12 protein-coding genes and 3 pseudogenes are annotated in these 14,688 nt (G+C 59.1%); 3 read left to right on the plus strand and 12 right to left on the minus strand.

Annotated features, from left to right (window positions below; all coding sequences use genetic code 11):
• The first annotated feature begins 6 nt into the window (after window positions 1–6).
• The gene (locus BFW87_RS27665; RefSeq protein WP_078742892.1) at window positions 7–855 is read left to right on the plus strand and encodes a metal-dependent hydrolase; all 849 of its coding nucleotides are present in this window, start codon (window positions 7–9) and stop codon (window positions 853–855) included.
• On the opposite strand, the gene BFW87_RS27670 is transcribed toward BFW87_RS27665, so the two are convergent.
• Entirely contained in the window at window positions 852–2,924 is a 2,073-nt protein-coding gene (locus BFW87_RS27670) for a PTS sugar transporter subunit IIC/EAL domain-containing protein (RefSeq protein ID WP_078742893.1), read from the minus strand. The genes BFW87_RS27665 and BFW87_RS27670 overlap by 4 nt on opposite strands.
• A 192-nt stretch (window positions 2,925–3,116) precedes the next feature.
• Here BFW87_RS27670 and BFW87_RS27675 point away from each other — a divergent pair, with 192 nt between their 5' ends.
• Both BFW87_RS27675 and BFW87_RS27680 read left to right on the plus strand, forming a co-directional pair.
• Complete coding sequence (locus tag BFW87_RS27675; RefSeq protein ID WP_078742894.1) at window positions 3,117–3,377, plus strand: hypothetical protein; 261 nt, start codon at window positions 3,117–3,119, stop codon at window positions 3,375–3,377.
• Between the two features lie 3 nt (window positions 3,378–3,380).
• Complete coding sequence (locus tag BFW87_RS27680) at window positions 3,381–3,710, plus strand: DUF6388 family protein (protein WP_078742895.1); 330 nt, start codon at window positions 3,381–3,383, stop codon at window positions 3,708–3,710.
• Between the two features lie 7 nt (window positions 3,711–3,717).
• Here BFW87_RS27680 and BFW87_RS27685 read toward each other — a convergent pair whose 3' ends face one another.
• The 11 genes and pseudogenes from BFW87_RS27685 to BFW87_RS27735 all read right to left on the minus strand — a co-directional run.
• Complete coding sequence (locus BFW87_RS27685) at window positions 3,718–4,560, minus strand: serine/threonine-protein kinase (RefSeq protein ID WP_078742896.1); 843 nt, start codon at window positions 4,558–4,560, stop codon at window positions 3,718–3,720.
• Window positions 4,557–4,889, minus strand: a pseudogene (locus tag BFW87_RS32390) (PP2C family protein-serine/threonine phosphatase); the annotation flags it as partial. The gene BFW87_RS27685 and the pseudogene BFW87_RS32390, both read right to left, overlap by 4 nt.
• Window positions 4,832–7,990: a type VI secretion system membrane subunit TssM gene (gene tssM, locus BFW87_RS27695; protein WP_078742897.1), complete on the minus strand. Its 3,159-nt coding sequence runs from the start codon at window positions 7,988–7,990 to the stop codon at window positions 4,832–4,834. The gene tssM and the pseudogene BFW87_RS32390, both read right to left, overlap by 58 nt.
• Window positions 7,991–8,006: 16 nt before the next feature.
• Window positions 8,007–8,858 carry a type IVB secretion system protein IcmH/DotU gene (gene icmH, locus BFW87_RS27700; RefSeq protein WP_078742898.1) on the minus strand — a complete coding sequence of 284 codons (852 nt, stop codon included), beginning with the start codon at window positions 8,856–8,858 and terminating at the stop codon, window positions 8,007–8,009.
• A gap of 5 nt (window positions 8,859–8,863) precedes the next feature.
• A complete protein-coding gene (tssK, locus tag BFW87_RS27705) occupies window positions 8,864–10,192 on the minus strand; it encodes a type VI secretion system baseplate subunit TssK (protein ID WP_078742899.1) in 1,329 nt (442 codons plus the stop codon).
• Window position 10,193: 1 nt separating this feature from the next.
• The gene (gene tssJ / locus BFW87_RS27710) at window positions 10,194–10,679 is read right to left on the minus strand and encodes a type VI secretion system lipoprotein TssJ (protein WP_078742900.1); all 486 of its coding nucleotides are present in this window, start codon (window positions 10,677–10,679) and stop codon (window positions 10,194–10,196) included.
• A gap of 5 nt (window positions 10,680–10,684) precedes the next feature.
• Window positions 10,685–11,872 (minus strand): type VI secretion system-associated FHA domain protein TagH, encoded by a 1,188-nt coding sequence (tagH, locus tag BFW87_RS27715; protein WP_078742901.1) that lies wholly within the window; start codon window positions 11,870–11,872, stop codon window positions 10,685–10,687.
• 13 nt (window positions 11,873–11,885) lie between these two features.
• Entirely contained in the window at window positions 11,886–12,017 is a 132-nt protein-coding gene (locus BFW87_RS27720) for a type VI secretion protein (RefSeq protein WP_078742902.1), read from the minus strand.
• A 79-nt stretch (window positions 12,018–12,096) separates the two neighbouring features.
• Window positions 12,097–13,623 (minus strand): sigma-54-dependent Fis family transcriptional regulator, encoded by a 1,527-nt coding sequence (locus tag BFW87_RS27725; RefSeq protein ID WP_078742903.1) that lies wholly within the window; start codon window positions 13,621–13,623, stop codon window positions 12,097–12,099.
• Window positions 13,623–14,459: pseudogene (locus BFW87_RS27730) on the minus strand (AAA family ATPase); the annotation flags it as partial. The gene BFW87_RS27725 and the pseudogene BFW87_RS27730, both read right to left, overlap by 1 nt.
• Window positions 14,444–14,677 (minus strand): annotated as a pseudogene (locus tag BFW87_RS27735) (type VI secretion system ImpA family N-terminal domain-containing protein); the annotation flags it as partial. The pseudogenes BFW87_RS27735 and BFW87_RS27730, both read right to left, overlap by 16 nt.
• Window positions 14,678–14,688: the final 11 nt, after the last annotated feature.

Below are 14,688 nucleotides of genomic sequence, written 5' to 3' on the forward strand. Positions count from 1 at the left end.
CGCACCATGTTGCCGATCCGTCGCGATATCCGTTTCGCCTTGCCTGCCGAGCACATCAAGGACTGGCACGAACAAGGCCCCTTCATCACCCACTTTTTCAACGCGTTGTCGTTGCTGTTTCCCCAGGGCGAGCTGTTTTTCATGGACAGCGTGCGCCACTATCGCCAACGCATCGATGACCCGGACCTGAAGAAAGAGATTCAGGGTTTCATCGGCCAGGAAGCCATGCACAGCCGCGAACACGTCGCTTACAACGACCTGCTGCAAGCCGCTGGTCTGCCCGCCCATACCCTGGACCGACGCCTCAAATTCATCCTCGACCTGCAGAAAAAACACCTGCCGCCAGCCTTCAACCTCGCGGTCACCATCGCCCTTGAGCATTACACGGCAATGCTTGCGGAAATTCTGCTCAGCGACCCCTCGCGATTTGGCAAATCCCTCAAGGGCTATCAACAAATGTGGTACTGGCATGCCCTGGAAGAAACCGAGCACAAAGCCGTGGCCTTCGATGTGTGGAATAGCGTGATCAAACCCGGGCCGGGGCGTTATCTGCTGCGCACCGGGACCATGCTGACCACCACCCTGTTCTTCTGGCTGGTGGTGTTTGACTTCCACCTGCGCCTGCTCATCGCCGATCGCAAGTCGGGTGGGCACGTGAAGGGGTTCTGGCGGACGCTCAAGTTTCTCTACGGCCCCAGGGGCGTGTTCCCGCGCATGCTGCGGCCGTGGTTGCACTACTTCAAGCCGGGTTTTCATCCGTGGGATCACGACAACCGCGCGCGCTTGGCGAGGATCGATGGTTTGGTCGAAGAGATCGAGCAGACCCGACGCGATTATGCCACTACCCAGGCCTAACCTTGCGTCTGTGCGCGCTCGCGCACGAAGCCTTGCACCTGATCGCCTGGCAGCGCCTTGCTGAAATACCAGCCCTGAATAAACAGCTCAGTGCCGGTATTCAGAAAGGCCAACTGCTCGGCGGTTTCCACACCCTCAACCACCACGCCCAGGTTCAGCGCCTCGCAAAAACGCAACATGCCGGTCAGTACCCGGGCGCCCTTGGGGTCGTGCTGAGCCACCACAAAACTGCGGTCGATCTTGATGAAGTCCACCGGAAACTGGTGCAGGTAACTCAATGCAGAAAACCCGGTGCCAAAATCATCGATATACACCTTGGCGCCAATCGCTTGCAGTTTCTGGATGGTCTGGCGCGTGGCTGGAACGTCGCTGACCAGCGCATCCTCGGTGATTTCCACCGACACTTGCCCATGGGCCTGCGCCAGAATTTCCACCAGGCGATCGCCGTGGGCGGCGTTCGTCAGGGTGGCACTGGAAATGTTGATCGTCATCGGCAGGGCAAAGCCGATTTTCTGCCATTTCTGATACTGGCGCACCGCCTGTGAAGCGACCCACACGTCCACGTCAGGCATCAACCGCGCCTGCGCCAGCCACTGCAGAAACTCCCAGGGCGAGTGCACGGTGCCCTGGTTGTCGCGCGCACGCATCAAGGCCTCGCAGCCGGTACACAGGCCGGTGCGTGTGGAGACTTGGGGCTGGAATTCGAGGTAAAACTCATAGTCGCAGATCTGCTGAATGTGGCTCAGCTCGATTGCCTGGCGGGCCAGGGTTCTGTGAGACGCCAGCACCGGGTCCAGCTCACGCAACCGGCCCTTCTCTTCGAGGCCGCGAAAGGTCATGTCCAGCGACTTGAGATACACCGTGCCGCCTTCGATGGACTGGCGATGAATCGCGCGCACATACGGCGCATACACCAAAGTCCCCAGCCCCAGCAGCGCCAGTTGCAGCACCACGGCAGCCAGGTCGCCATGGGTGCTGAGGTAGGCGTTGAGCAACACCGGCGCCGTAAACGGCACGCTGGCCACTGCGGGCGATACCCAACCCAGCTGGACCACCATGAGCGCAACCATCGCGTTAAACGCCGGCACCAGCAGAAACGGAATGAACAGCCGTGGGTTGAGGATGATCGGCAAGCCGAACAGCAAAACTTCGCTGACATTGAATAACGACAGCGGCAAACTGGCCATTGCCAGCAGTCGCATGGACTTGCTTCTGGAAAACAGCAGGATCGCCAGCAACAGGCACAACGCGCCGCCCGAGCCACCGATAAACGCAAAACACCCCAGCAAACCGCTGTTGAGCAGGTACTTGATCGGCTCACCTGCGGCCAGTGAAGCGCCGTTGAGCACCACGGCCTGATCCAGCACATCAAACAATGGCTGCATGGCATACACGCCATGAATCCCAAAGAACCACAGCAAAGAATTCATCAACGTTACAAACAAACCGCTGCCATAGGGCGATTGCAGCGCGTCCAGTACCTGGGGGCCCTGCAGGTGGGCCACATAGGGAATCTGCAAGAGTAACGACAACAGCACCACCAGACCTAGCGCAGTCAGCGCGCCGGGCACCACCATATTGATGGTACCGCGCAAGTTGTGACTGACCAGGTTTTCGTTGACCAGACGGGTCCATCTGAAACGGTGCAGCCAAGCGACTGCCGGCACGTTGATCAGGGGTGACGCAATGGCGATAAACAGCACGAATGTGGCTGACGCTCGCGGGTATTCACGCAAGACAAAGGTGGCCACCACCACGTGGGCCAGGCAAAGGAACGCCACGGGCAATTGTGGCAAGCGGTACTGGATTGCCAGCATGTAGCCGATTGAGGCCGCCACCAGCAGTGGTATCACCGAGCTGATCTGGTTATGCAAGCCAGAGAGGAACGCCACCACTGGCGGGTCAAAACCCAGCACCCTCGCGCACTCGGACAGGATCAGAAAACCGGCCGATACCAGCAAGCACGGCAGGATCCACAACAACCCTTCGCGGATGGCACGCAGCGACTCCGTACTGGCCAAGGCCGCCAAACGCTGAGTAAGGAAAAGTTTAAACAGCGTTTGCGCCATGACCCGCCCCTCTGCCCATCGCGATCTGCCCCTGATAGGCAGGCCCGAAAAACCCTCGGTAACGCTACACGTCCTGACGCCGGGAGCGAAAGACTTTTGCCGTAACACTTGTAATTATTCAGAAATAATTTTTCTCGCGCTATGCTTGTTGAATTCTGTACAGGAGCTCGACGTCAGGGAGACTCGCTCGATATGCGCGACAAGCTGTTAAACCCACTACCCCCGGTAATGTTCAACGCACTGCTGTGGTTGTGCGCGGTAACGATATTGCTCATGCTCAAAAACGTGATCACACCGCTCTTCGAGGTGATCGATGATGATTGGCTGGATTTGGACCTCGCGGTGGCACTGTGTGCCTACGTGCTATTGTTTTTGCTTGAGCCAATGCGAAACCGTATCAATCGCCGCTTACGCAAACGTAGTCGGCGCAAAGAGAATCGTCACAGGAGTTAACATTTGTCAGAACCCGGCGATAATCACCAACGCGCCCTGGACCGCTTCTTAAGCGAACACCCGGACGTGGCCACACAGTTGAACACGCTCAATCCCCTCGCGGCGCAGGCCAAGAAAGAAACCCTGGCGCAGTACCGCGCCGAACGCCTGCACGAAGCCTTCGAAGCCGAAGCGGAACGCCAGCATTTATTTGCCTGGGAGCTGACCCTCAAGTTGACGGCCGACTCGCCCGACGCGTTTGAAGCCCAACGCCTGGAAGTGCACAAGGAGGTCGCGCAGATGGCCGGGTTAAGCTGGGCTGAGTACTGCCAGTTACATGGGTTGGTCAGTTAAGTATTTGCTACAGGGACCAGAATCGCCGGTGCCCGCCCCACACCTCCGCCAGCTGCGCGACGCTGATATTTCGGCGCTGCGGGTCTACCGACAATGCCACTCGCAAGGCGTGCCAGCACTGCCTGGGCAGTTGCCGAGGGCGCGCGAGCTTTTGCGTGAGCTGACGATCCTCAAGGCGTTTTCCATAGGCCAGCGCGTAGAGCACGCACGCTGCGCCATACAGGTCGCAAGCGGCGGTCAAAACACCGCCGGCGAGTAGTTCCGGGGCGGCGTAAGCGGGTGTCCAGGCGTTAAAACGGTTACGGCTCAGGCTCGGCAAACCCGCCGTCACCTGCGCTTGCCCATGGCCCAAACCGAAATCGAACAAACGCACGCCCGCTTCGCCCACCATGATATTCGAGGGTTTGATATCACCGTGCAGCACCTGTTGCTGATGGATGTATGCCAGTGCCTCCAATAACTGCACAGCCATGGGTTGCAGCTCTCGCCAGGGCAATCCTTCAGGGCACTCCTGGAGCAACCTGTCGAGGGTGATACCGTGCATCAATTCCATGATGAAAAAAGCCGCCTGCCGGGGGGTGTCCACCTCGAATGAAAACGCTCGGACCACACGGGCGTGGCTCAGGCTGCGGGTCAAGGCAAACTCGCTGTACAGCAGCACATGCGCATCCGGGCACCCGGAAATCGCCTCGCCCAACAGCTTGACGGCCACCCAGGGGGTGGGCTCGCCAAATTGCTCGTGCAACAGATCTCGGGCGCGATACACCACCCCCATACCGCCCCGGCCCAACTCGCGTTCAAGCTGATAACGCCCCGCGAGCAAGGTGCACGGCGCCAGTCCGTCTCTCATGTCTTTACCACCACCGCAGTGAAATCATCCGGGGAAGGCCTGCATGACGCGCTCGCGAATAAACGGTCCAGCACCTGCACGGGTGATCCCTCGCTCAAACCTCTCCCCAGATCACCGTGGCTGAGTATTTGATAGAGCCCATCGGAGCACAACAGAAACACATCACCCGGGCGCGTGCTCAGCTCCAGCACTTCAAGGTGCAGCGACCGATGAGCACCGACCGCTCGGGTCAACGCCCTGGCAGCCGGGTGGGCCTGCGCCTGGACCGCACTCAAATGGCCCTCATCCATGAGCTGGCGCAACAGCGAATGATCCCGGGACAGCTGGTATCTGCCTCCATCGGCCAGGCAAACGCCATGGGCACAATCGGACCGTGCCGATATTCCAGTTGCTTCTCGCCCAGACGCAGGGTGGCGCGGCTGACCGACTGATCCAGGCTATAAGGCGCCAAGGTGAATCGCACAGACAACTCGTCTTGCTCCTCGGTGAAAAAACTTCGCCGGATGGTTTGAGCTTTCGTCAACTGATCCAACAGCGAACGGTTGATAGCCAGGCTATTGCCATCCAGACCACGCAGTTTGTAGCGGCTGCCATCGACGCCGACAAATGGCCGCAAATAGCCTTCAACAAAACGAGCCAGGACCCCTTGGGGCTTGAAGAACTCCTGAAAGTCGTTGAGGGCGACATCACTGGTTCCATGGGCGTTGAAGGGGTAGCGCTGGCGAATCGCCTTGGCGTAAACGCCATACACCTCACTCTGATAGCGCCCGTTGACATGCGTATACGCCCCCTCTAACAGGTGGCGCCAACTGTCATCAGCCAACCCTTCAAACCAGCCGGCGAGCGGCAGCGGTAAACGTGCGGCGGCATCACGCAGGTTGCCCAGTACATCCTGCTGCCCCTCCATCCGCCGTTTTACCCGTTGAAACGCCGCCTGCTCCGGCGAGCTCTCCCGATTCAGCGCCGTCAATTGCAGGTGCAACTCGTCCAGCAGGCGCAATGCCTGGGTCAATTCCACCCCGGGGTTTTGCTGCTCATCGAGCAACTGATGCAGGGGCTCGAAACGCCGTTGCAGCGCACGACGCGCGGAATCCGGAAACGCTGCCGCTTGCACCTCGACCGCCGCCGACTGCACCAACGCGCCCAGCTGAGACGCTTTTTCAGATGGCTCATGCGCCGGTAGCAGACGGGTGTTATCACGAATCAGCAGCAGTAATTGCATCAACGGCGAGCGGGCAGATGTCAGGTTCGCGAGCTGTTCGGCATCCTGCCTGAGGGTGTCGGTTGGCTGCAGGCTGATCCGGCCGAGTGCGGCACTCCAAGTATCGGCATACTCACTGAAATAGCGCTGTTGCAGCTCAGTCATCAGGCGGTGCAAATCCATCACGCTCAAGTCGCTTCCTTCGCCCATTACCCAGTTGTCCTGCGCGATCGCATTCACCAACCTGGGGCCTTGAGCTTCGAAATACTGCCAGTACCGTTTGGTGTAGAACCCCGGAACAGGTGGGTCAATCCCGGCGAAGACCTCGCCCTGCGCAAGCCGCAGTGGCTCAAGATTGCGTGATTGTTCGCGCAGCACCCGGTAAACCCCGTCGGCCAGTGACTCGCCTCGCAGCTCCTCCCGCGCCTTCGCCACCAACGCCTCATCAAGGGGTGCCACGAACGGTTGTTTGAGCAATCGCGCCAAATGTTCATTCAGACGTTTCTGCGCGGGCGCATCCCCCGCAAAACGTGCCGACCAGACAGTAGCCATATGCTGCGCCAGCCACCCGTTATCGCGACGCTCACGCAGATTGAGCATCAAGTAGGCACGCAGGTTATCCAGCAGGTGTTGACGCTCCCCAAGACTTGCGCGCACCTGGTCTTCGAGCTCGGCAGTGACCCGGCTCAGCAACGGCTGTTGCAGGGCGTGCTCATAGGCTCGGGACAGGACCGGGCGACTCGTTTCGCCCTGATACAGTCCGCCGCGCTCTGTAAAACTGACCTGTTGCGCCGGAGGAAATATCTGTGTCGCCGCCAGGCGCGCATCGAGCAAGGCCAGGAACGCCAAGGTCTGGTCAGCCCCCTCTGGCGCAGGTGACGGCTGGCTGACCAGCGCAGCCAATTGCGCCAAACGTTGCTCATTGACCGAATAACTGTGTGCCCATAGCCAGCCTGCCCCACCGACAATCAACGCTGCAGCCGCCACACGTAAACCCTGATGCCGACGGATGCGCTGCTGCTCCTGCGTTTGCAACCCGGCAAGATCAGCTTCTGCAAAGATGACCTGATTGAACAGCCCCTGGACAAAGTGACTGCGCCTGTCATCGGCACAGGTCAGGTAGAACCCGCGCAAACCATTGATGCGCTGATAACGGTGCGCGGAAAAAGCCGACTCGGCGAACAGGCACAAGCGCTCGCCGATTTGCGCCGCCTGTTGCGGAAAATCGAGCATCTGGCCACGTCGCTCGACATTGCGCTCCTGATGCAACCGCGTAATCAATTGCGCGCCAAGGCGCTGCAATAGCGTTTCGAAGGCTTGCCGTACCTGCGCGATATCAACGCTCGTCTCGCCGGCGTCAAAGCGTTGGCCCAACACGCTGTCATCGTCTTCCATCACAGCGGCATCGAAAAACTCACTAAACCCCGGCACCCTGTCGGCCTGGGTCAACACCAGATACACAGGAACATCCGCGCGCAATACCTGCCGGATCTCTTGCAGACGCGAATGCACCTGCCCCGCACGGTGTTGCAGGTCATGTTCGTTGTCGTTTAACAGCGTCTGCACCGACAACGTCAGCACCACGCCATTGAGCGGACGCGCTCGACGCCGCAGCCTCAGCAGGTTCAACAGCGTTGACCAGCCCACGCCGTCTACCGCAGGGTCCGGTTGCGTCAGGTAGCGCCCTGGCGTATCGATGAGTACACCCCCATCGGCGAAGTAAAACTCACAGTGAGCAGTGTCAGCCCCGGGCATCGCTTCAACTCGATCGAGCGGCGATTGCAAGCCGGCCGCCGCCAGCAGACGCGTCTTGCCACTGCCCTGTTCGCCGATCAACACGTACCAGGGCAGGTCGTTACGCCAACGCGCATTATGCGGCGCGTACCGTGGGCAGGTTTTCAATCGCTGAAGCGCTTCCTTGAAACGACCGCGCACGTGCCTCTGCTCGTCCGCTGCCCTCGCCGGTTGTTGATGATGTGCCTCGCCTTCAGGTGTGTTAAGCCCGACCGCACGGCGCGCGCCGACGACCACCATCGCCAGCCCCCACAGCAGAAACAGCACGCTGATAGTGACCAAGCGAGCCGTTGTGCCTTGCCAGAACCGAACGTCATCCACGGCCAGCAGCGGCCCGAGCCACCACACCAGCCCCGCGCTGGCCAGCACCCACAACAAGCTCCAGACCCATATCGTGCCCAGCACAGTGCCCGCCTTCTTGAAGAGTGCGTTCATTTATTGCTCCCAGCGTTTACAAGGGCGTCTGAGTCAGTTCCGACGCCGAAAATTGAAGGGGTTGCAGCGCATTCGCACGTTGCTCGCCCAGCTTCCAGGCAAACCCTGCGTACATCACCAGCACGCAAGTCAGTGCAAACACCGCGACCCAGGTGGCCGAGATGAAACGAAATCGCTTGCGACGCGCCCTAGCCGGCGGTGCAGCATCCAAGGGTGGATCTCCCCGTACCTGCCGGATCTGCCGGTGCAACCCATCACGAACGGCTTCAAGCTGCGACACACCTCGATCCATAACCCGGTATTGGCCTTCAAATCCAATGGCCAGGCACAGGTAGATCAGCTCCAGCATCACCAGATGCTTGACCGGGTCGCGGGAGAGTCGCTCCAACAGCTGGAAAACCTTCTCTCCGCCGAACGTTTCATTGTGAAAACGGCTCAGCAGGCTCATCTTCGACCAATCGCTGCGATTGCCCCACTCCGTCGTCAGTACCGCCTCATCAATGACGCTGCACATCACATAGCGCGCACAGATCACTTGGCTGCTCTCAACCCCTGACTGTAGGGCCCTGGCCTCAAACTGAGTGATGGCCGATGACAGCCGGGCGTTGACCGTGCTGATGCTTTCACGGCCTGAACTCCCTCTGAGCTGAACCACCTGGGACAACAACGTCCATGCCGCGACGACCAGGGGATTGGGGCCCATCTTGAAGCGATGTTCCTCTTGGGCACGGGCGGCATAGATCATCCGATCCTCAAGTTGCTCAAAGCGTGGCGGCGACGGGAAATCCGTGATCGGCGACTGCGTCGGCCCCCGCCCCTCGTGATCAAGCAAAACAGTTTTTTCGTCCAGCGGATATTCACTGTCCATCGTGTTCAGTTCCTGATAGCCCAGAAGTTGAGTTCAAGTGCTGCAAATTCACCGCTGACGTGAAAGGCAAAACCACCCGACTGCTCCAACTGCGTGATGTCTCGGGCAGTCAGGTCAAGCATGAAATACGTTTTTCCGGCGTGAAACGGGATCTGTCGCGGCGCCACAGGCAGTGGCTTGAGCTTGATACCCGCCAGATGCAGGTTGACCAGTTCGCGTATTCGCTCTACAGACCCGACCTTCAAATGTGTCGGCAGTCGATGGCGCAGTTCTTCCGAATCACACTGTGCAGCGGCCGCCAGAATGAAGGTGGCGGTACCCAGCAACTTCAAGTCACTCACCGGGCATACCAGCACGCCATATTGGCGTTGCTGCAGTGTCAGCTCGAGGGCGTGTTGCTCCAGCACCATCGACAGCACTGCACGAACGCCAGCCATCAACCCGCGAAAGCTTTCGCCCTGGTCGCCATGGCTGTAATGCACCTCCACTTGCGCCCGCCGGCTGTCGCTGGCAAAGGTTGATAACTCACCCAGTATCCCGAGCAATGCTTGAAACAACGCTTGCGGGCGAACCTGTGCCTGGCTCAAGTAGTGGCGCAATTCCAGTTCGGTGCGGTTGATCAGTTGCAGCATCAGCAAGTCGCCGATTTCCGAACTGGCCGCCGCCCCTTCTCCACGAACACGCGCAGCAATCGCATCGCCTCGACTGGCCAACAGGCTGATGACCTCCTTGAGACACGACGAAACGTACCCGCTGCCCTGAAGAAAGATGAACGTTGGCACGTAATCCATATCCAGGTTCACGCCGCCCTCTTCGGTCGAGTCCACCACCTGCGCTACCTTGAGTTTGACGAAGTGCTGGTCGCTGTGATGCTCTCCCAACAGCAGGCGCAGATCAGGTCGGCCGCAACTGATATGGCAGCGGGAGTCGATGCCGGCGTTCGAGTCTCCTACCTCGATGTCACAAGCCAGGTAACGCGCCTGGACATCCGGTTGGTCCTGGCGGCGAACCTCAATCTGATTACCGGTCGCCAACGGCAACGCCAGATAAATCGCCTGCTGCCCTGAATTGGCGGGCACTTGCAGGACCAGGGGTTCCATGGACCCGCCCAGTTCGAACAGGCTGCCATCCGGCAAAACACCGCTGGCCCTGTTGACCACGACCTTGCCGAACTTGAGGTTTTGCAAGTCGAGTTCCAGCGTCAGAAACCCCCATGCATCAGCACCCAGCAAGCGCGTTCGATTGAGTTGTTGATGGTAGTAACGGTCGTTGTGCTGCAAATGCTGGGGCCTTAGCAACATGCCCTCCTGCCAGATGACCTTGTGAACGTGCATATCACTCAGCCTCCATGACAGACGTGGGCGAAGCGTCACGAATACCCGTCTCGTCCAACATCAGCTCGGTGCGGGTCAACTGCCGGGATTCGACAGGAACGACCCATCGCCATTGAACGTTGGGGAGGTCTCGATAGGCGGCCAGCACCCCCACAAAACGCGTGTCAGGTCGCAGCCTGAGTTTGAGCGCTAATTGTTCGCCCGGACGCAGTTCAAGCTCTTCACTGCTCAACCAATCCTTGGGCAACGTTTGCTCCGCATGGGTGTACAGGCTGAAGAAATCAGCATTGTCAAAGGCCGCGGCATGTCGCAACTCCAACAAACGCACCACCACGGGAGAGGGGCGACCATGAAGGTCCGGGTTTACCTGCTCGCTGGCACTCAACACCACGTCCCATTTGGTCAATGTGGAGAAAGGCGAGAGATGACTGCAACCGCTCAACAGGCCGAGCGACAGCAACATGAGGGCAAGGGTGGTTCGATACATAAACATCATCCTGAAAAGTCGGCGTGCAGCGTTGAAATCAAACGAACCTGTTCCTCGTACGCCTTGGCGAAGTCTCCACCGCGCAAGGGATCGTTACAGGCACTGTCCGCGATGACGCGTCGGTAATGTCGTTGATAAGCCCGCCAGTGCCCGCCGCCGGTTGAAAACCATGGCTTCTTCTCCTGATAGTGAAAACACGTCAGCAGATGGTCAGGCGCAAAGGCCGTTCGTGTGGTGCGCACGCTACTGCGACACGCTGCCAGCAATGCCACCTGATGGGCTTGCAAGTCGCGCTGAACCTGCCTCACAGCCTGCTCGGCTGACAGCTGGCCCAGGCGATCCACCCCGAGCATCGCCGCTAATGCTGCATCGGTACCGGGACAATCTTTCAACGGGTTAAGGCTGTTGAGTCGGGCGTCGAAGAGCGGCAGATTGAGCTCCGTCTTTAGCTCTTCGCAGGTCCGCATGCTTTGTTGCAATCCCTCGACACCGAGGCGAAGCAGGCGCGCGACCTTGATTGCCAGCGCCTCTCTAGCGGATGAATCGCAGGCTTGCAGAGGGATACCCAGGGCAGCTGCAAATTGCGTCCAAAAGACCGCATCGACCGGCGACGTGGCAGCACAATCCCGCGAAGGGGCGTCCTGAACAGGTTCAGCCCTGCGAGGTAACACCGCGTGTTCTCTGTCGACTGCACGGTGGTCCAGGCAATGCTCGTGCTCAACGGCGGGTTCGCTTAAGGCGTCTAACTCCCGCGAAGCCATTTGGTGCCGCCGTTCACTGTCCATTAATTGAATGGGGTCCAACGCCAGAAACGCATCATCGGGTATCGAGTCATTCGCCCTGTAACCGTGCGCGGCATCAGGCCGCGCCAGCCCAACCAGGTGAGCGCGTATCACCAATGAACCCAACCGAAACTCGTCACCATCATCGATTAAACGCGCCTGCCCTTTACGCAGACGCTCGGCGCTGCCCACAACGCTGATACCGTTACTGCTGATATCCGTCAAAAAGTACTGCCCCTCACGGAAAGCGATCAGTCCATGGTGACTGGAGAGCAAGCGACTGCCGTCAGGAATGACCCAATCGCATCCTGCGCCACGACCAATCACCCCGCCTGCACGCTCAAACGTTTTACCGACCGATGTCAGGGAGCCCTCGTCCTCGGCGCCGCATACCTCAAGCTCAAGCTTCATGCTCTGTCCCCCTCTACTGGCCACGCGTGATCGGCCGCGACTCACCCAGTGGGCGGTAGTCAGCATCATCAAAGACATAGTTGGCGCTGCAACCACCCAATAAACACAACACAAGCAAAACGGCTTGCCACGGACGGTCAGGCATCGGGGTTCTCCTTTCGGTAATGTGGCTGCCCGAAAAATCGGAAGCAGACAGCGGTAATGGCAACATGCAAGGCCCGCATTCAGCGCTCGCCCTTGGCGTCGTCAAACGGGATCTTCAAACGCGCCAGACGGTAGAGCAGCGTGCGTCGTGCCACTCCCAGCTCACGCGCAGTACGGGTTCGATTACCGCGGTTCTTGTGCAAGCAATCAATCAGGAACACTCGCTCGACCCGTTCCAGGCGCTGGCGCAACGTGATATCAACCACAGCAGCGACGGGCATTGGCAGTGACAGGTGCACCGGCAGAATCACGTCTTCGTCACACATCAGCACCGCCCGCTCCACCAGGCATTTGAGTTCACGCACGTTGCCGGGAAAGGCATGGCTCGACAGTTGGTCAAGCGCACCGTGGGACCAGTCAATCGGCGGCCTGCCAAGTGACTCACAGGCCTTTTGCGCAAAATGCCGAGCGAGTTGCAGAACGTCGCCGTCACGCTCACGCAAAGCCGGTAGCTCGATAGGAAATTGAGCGAGTCGGTAATAAAGGTCTTCGCGAAAACTACCCTGCGCCACCATCGCACCCAGGTCGCGGTGAGTGGCGGCGATAATGCGCACGTCCACCTTATGCGCGGCACTCGCACCTAACGGACGCACTTCGCCTTCCTGCAGCACCCGTAGTAACTTGGCTTGCAACGACAACGGCATATCGCCGATCTCATCCAGCAGCAACGTCCCGCCATGCGCGGCATCGAACAGCCCCGCATAGTTGCGTTCAGCGCCGGTAAACGCGCCTTTGCGGTAGCCGAACAGCTCGCTCTCAAGCAGACCTTCCGGAAACGCTGCACAGTTCTGCACGACAAATGCCTGACTTTTGCGTGGCCCCGCCGCATGAATGGCCCTGGCCACGACTTCCTTGCCAGTACCTGTTTCGCCGCGTAACAGCACGGTGTACGGGGTATGCAAAACCTTGCCGATCAAGTGACACGTCTGCTCCATTGCAGCACTGCTGCCGATCAAGCCATAAGCCACAGTCTTCTTCTCGCCGCGCTGCGACGTGGTATCACCCGAGCCGCGCTGCAGACGCCGTAACAACAACAGTTGGTTCAACGCAAAACTGCCCAGATGGCCCAATGAGGTTGCATAGCCCTGCAACGACATCGGTCGGCCACTGGCACACAGAAGAACACCCGTAATCACCTTGAGACGGTTAAACAACGGCACACTCACTAACGAGCGCCAAGGCGTCCCGCATGTGGGCAGAAAACCGGTGTCATAAGGGCTGCGTGGCAAGTCCTCGAGACTCAGGGAGTGGCGTTGCGTCAATACGTATTGCAGCAATTGCGGGGTTGGCAACGCCTGGCCTGACACTTCACCAATCGGTGCCAACGCCTCTTGCAGGTGCTGGGCGACAAGGCAAAGCTCACCCGTCACCTCATCAAACAGGTACAACTGGCTGAGCTCACACCGGGTCAGTTGTGCCGCACCCGCAACACACAGTTCGGACAAGGTCGTCGCATCACATTCAAGGCTCAAGCGCGTGAAGCAATTGAGCAATGCATCGGCGTAAACCAGCGGTTCAGGCAAATGGCCAAACAATTGATCGGTCATTAGCTGAACCCGCAGATCGGTTGGTCATTGCCATCCAGACTTGCCTGGACCCGCGACAGTGACTCGCCCGCCGCCATCGCGTCGAGAAGGCGGTCCACCATCTGTGGCAACAAATGCCGCTCGATCCACTGATCGATATACCTCGCCCCGCTGTCACTGTGTGCGCAACGCTCGGCCATGTGCGCAACCAGTTCAGACGAGTAAGTGAACGCCAGTTTTCTCAGGCGTAGCCGGGCACCCAGGTTTTCCAGCTTGAGCGCCGTCACGTCGTGCAGCACTGGCCCCGCAATCGGGTAATAAGGCACTACACGCATGCGGGCCAACAATGCAGGTTTGAAATGAGCGCGCAGCTCAGGGTGAATGGCGTCTTGCAGCACCTGGGCCGCAGGTCTCAAGCCATCTGAACACAGCCCGTTGATGCAATCGCTGCCCAGGTTGGAAGTCATCAGGAGCAGCGTGTTGCGAAAGTCAATCTCACGACCTTCGCCATCATTCGCGCGCCCCTTGTCGAAGATTTGGTAAAACAGGTTCAACACCTCCGGATCGGCTTTCTCCACCTCATCAAGCAGCACCACTGAATAGGGGCGCTGACGCACGGCTTCCGTCAGAATTCCGCCCTCGCCATAACCGACGTAACCCGGCGGAGCGCCGATCAATCGCGACAGGGCATGTTTTTCCTGGTACTCCGACATGTTGATCGTGGTGATAAACCGCTCACCGCCATACAAAAGCTCCGCCAGGGCCAGGGCTGTTTCTGTTTTACCTACCCCACTGGGGCCCACCAGCAGAAACACGCCCACCGGTGCGTCGGCCTTATTGAGGCCGGCACCCGCAGATCCTTGGAGTGATCACGCAGCAGGCGCTCGCCCATTTCACTGACGTTTTTCCAGTCCGGCAGGCTCGCGCCATGAATTGATTGTGCCTTTCCCAGCTCGGACTCCAACGCTTCGTATTCGCTCGAAAATCGCATATCACAGCCAGCAAACTCCCCCGACGTGCAGGGCAGCCGTGCCAGTTCAAAGTAATAAGCGTAGAGCTTTTCTGAATAACTCATTCGGGACCGTA

The sequence above is a fragment of the Pseudomonas fluorescens genome, from assembly GCF_002022275.1.
Lineage (GTDB): Bacteria > Pseudomonadota > Gammaproteobacteria > Pseudomonadales > Pseudomonadaceae > Aquipseudomonas > Aquipseudomonas fluorescens_AJ.

What these genes read in the sequence shown, in the direction of transcription:
- BFW87_RS27665 (WP_078742892.1), top strand. Translation starts at nt 7, where the DNA reads ATGTTGCCGATCCGTCGCGATATCCGTTTCGCCTTGCCTGCCGAGCAC.
- BFW87_RS27725 (WP_078742903.1), bottom strand. Translation starts at nt 13,623, where the DNA reads ATGACCGATCAATTGTTTGGCCATTTGCCTGAACCGCTGGTTTACGCC.
- tssK (WP_078742899.1), bottom strand. Translation starts at nt 10,192, where the DNA reads ATGCACGTTCACAAGGTCATCTGGCAGGAGGGCATGTTGCTAAGGCCC.
- tssJ (WP_078742900.1), bottom strand. Translation starts at nt 10,679, where the DNA reads ATGTATCGAACCACCCTTGCCCTCATGTTGCTGTCGCTCGGCCTGTTG.
- BFW87_RS27685 (WP_078742896.1), bottom strand. Translation starts at nt 4,560, where the DNA reads ATGAGAGACGGACTGGCGCCGTGCACCTTGCTCGCGGGGCGTTATCAG.
- BFW87_RS27675 (WP_078742894.1), top strand. Translation starts at nt 3,117, where the DNA reads ATGCGCGACAAGCTGTTAAACCCACTACCCCCGGTAATGTTCAACGCA.
- tssM (WP_078742897.1), bottom strand. Translation starts at nt 7,990, where the DNA reads ATGAACGCACTCTTCAAGAAGGCGGGCACTGTGCTGGGCACGATATGG.
- tagH (WP_078742901.1), bottom strand. Translation starts at nt 11,872, where the DNA reads ATGAAGCTTGAGCTTGAGGTATGCGGCGCCGAGGACGAGGGCTCCCTG.
- BFW87_RS27720 (WP_078742902.1), bottom strand. Translation starts at nt 12,017, where the DNA reads ATGCCTGACCGTCCGTGGCAAGCCGTTTTGCTTGTGTTGTGTTTATTG.
- icmH (WP_078742898.1), bottom strand. Translation starts at nt 8,858, where the DNA reads ATGGACAGTGAATATCCGCTGGACGAAAAAACTGTTTTGCTTGATCAC.
- BFW87_RS27670 (WP_078742893.1), bottom strand. Translation starts at nt 2,924, where the DNA reads ATGGCGCAAACGCTGTTTAAACTTTTCCTTACTCAGCGTTTGGCGGCC.